This window comes from Thiohalomonas denitrificans (assembly GCF_016841685.1).
Lineage (GTDB): Bacteria > Pseudomonadota > Gammaproteobacteria > Thiohalomonadales > Thiohalomonadaceae > Thiohalomonas > Thiohalomonas denitrificans_A.
This window is the reverse complement of sequence record NZ_JAENYR010000159.1, coordinates 1-2,011: the sequence shown is the minus strand read 5'-3', so window position 1 is coordinate 2,011 and position 2,011 is coordinate 1. Positions and strand designations below refer to the sequence as shown.

The 2,011-nt window shown below is 60.5% G+C and carries 2 protein-coding genes and 1 pseudogene; all 3 read left to right on the top strand.

Annotated elements, in window-relative coordinates:
- A pseudogene (locus Q7L05_RS17360) lies at positions 1-252 on the top strand (peptide chain release factor N(5)-glutamine methyltransferase); the annotation flags it as partial.
- A 503-nt stretch (positions 253-755) separates the two neighbouring features.
- Positions 756-1,157, top strand: coding sequence for a hypothetical protein (locus tag Q7L05_RS17355; RefSeq protein WP_303909576.1), 402 nt, complete (start codon positions 756-758; stop codon positions 1,155-1,157).
- A 122-nt stretch (positions 1,158-1,279) separates the two neighbouring features.
- On the top strand, positions 1,280-2,011 hold a 732-nt coding region (locus tag Q7L05_RS17350), incomplete at its 3' end, for a HesA/MoeB/ThiF family protein (protein WP_303909574.1).

The following is a 2,011-nucleotide window of genomic DNA, read 5'->3' as shown; positions in this document are numbered from 1 at the left end:
TTGGAAGGGGATGTCCGCTTCGAACCCCGCTCGGCGCTGACTTCCGGCCCCGATGGGCTGGACGCCATCCGCCAGTTGGTCGCCGGCGCACCGGCGCACCTGGAAACCGGCGGCTGGCTGCTGCTGGAGCACGGCTTCGACCAGGGGGGTGCCGTTCGCCAGCTTTTGGATAACGCCGGTTTTGTGAACGTGTTCACCGAACGGGACCTCAGCGGACAGGAGCGGATAAGCGGCGGACAAAAGCCTCCGTAGGGTGCATTCTTCCAAATGCCCGCAGCATCGACGACCGGAGGCGCCAAAATCCGGTCAGGCCCCGGAACTGCCAGATTCTCCAAATGCACCGTTGCGCCGAACCCGTAGGGTGCATTCTTCCAAATGTCCGCACCACGAATTGCCGGAGACGCCAACATCCGGATAGCCCCAGGACGGCCAAATTCTCCAAATGCTCCGTTTCGCCAAAACACGGGAGTCGCGGCGCATTTATTGTCGAGCCCAACGACGGTTTGGGGAATTCCGGTCGATGCGCGACTTTATGGTAATGTCGGGGGCGTATCGAGAATGCGCCCTACAGTCGTTTCGCCAAACGATCGGAGTCGCGGCGCATTTATTGCCGGGCCTCACACCCGGTATGGGGGATCCGGTAAATGCGGCGGCTTTATGGGCGCTTCGGAAGCGTATCGAGAATGCGCCCTACGTGATCGTGTGTCGCCGGGCAGGCTCGCATTCGATGAAATTTTCGGGCTAAGATGGTGAGCATGGATACTGATCCAGACAGCCGGATTAAACACCGCGAGATTCTGTTCTGCACGCTTCGCCCCGATGACCAGGCCAAAGCCGCCAGCCTGCTTCTCAATGGGGTGGAGGGGGTTCTGTACGCGCGTCCAGTAGGTGACACACAGCTTCTGGTCGGGTATGACATCCGCCATGTGACGCTCAACATCATCGATGACGCGCTCACCGAACTCGGGTTCCATCTGGCCAACCACCTGATGGCCAAGTTCAAGCGGGCGCTCTACTACTACACGGAAGAGACCCAACGCCAGAATATGGGGCTTGAGCAGTGCAACACCGGTGTCCACGTATTCATCCAGCGCTATCAACGCCTCCAGCACGGCTGTCGCGACGGCCGCCCCGAGTATTGGCGCAAATACCAATGAGGCAGGGACGAGAGGCGAGATACGAGGTGCAAGGGAAAGCGTGCGCTGTGCGCACAACCTGATTATGATCAAACACTCGCGCAGCGAGTTCATTCCCTCGTATCTCATGCCTTTAGTTGAAGATGAACGAAGACCAACTCGAACGTTATAGCCGGCACATCACCCTTCCCCAGGTGGAGGCACACGGCCAGCGGCGCCTGCTCGAGTCGCATGCGCTGATCATCGGCATGGGCGGGCTGGGTTCGCCGGTGGCCATCTATCTCGCCTCGGCCGGTGTCGGTAAGCTGACTCTGGTCGATTTCGATCGGGTGGAACTCAGCAACCTTCAGCGGCAGGTGATTCATCGGCACAGCGATGTGGGCCGCTCCAAGGTCGAGTCGGCGCGGGACGCTATCCGAGCGCTCAATCCTGATGTGACGGTCGAGATCATCGACGGGCAATTGGAGGGAGATGCCCTGAGCGTCCGGGTCGCGGAAGCTGACGTGGTGCTGGACTGTTCCGATAATTTCGAGACCCGCTTTGCTCTCAATGAGGCGTGTGTGCGTCACCGAACCCCACTGGTCTCGGGAGCGGCGGTTCGCTGCGAAGGTCAGGTGACGGTGTTCCACAACGAGCGGGATGATGCGCCCTGTTATCGCTGTCTTTACCGGGACGAAAGCGGTGAGGGCGAAAACTGCAATCTCACCGGCGTACTGGCCCCGGTGGTCGGTATCATCGGCACCGTGCAGGCGACCGAGGCGGTCAAGGTTCTGCTCGGTATCGGCAAGACCCTGGGGGGGCGTCTACTGCTGCTCGATGCATTGTCGATGGAATGGCGAACGCTCCGGCTGCGCAAAGACCCCGCCTGCCCGGTC

Bases quoted from the DNA above. Each gene is read 5' to 3' on its own strand.
- Q7L05_RS17355 (WP_303909576.1), top strand. From the start codon at position 756: ATGGATACTGATCCAGACAGCCGGATTAAACACCGCGAGATTCTGTTC.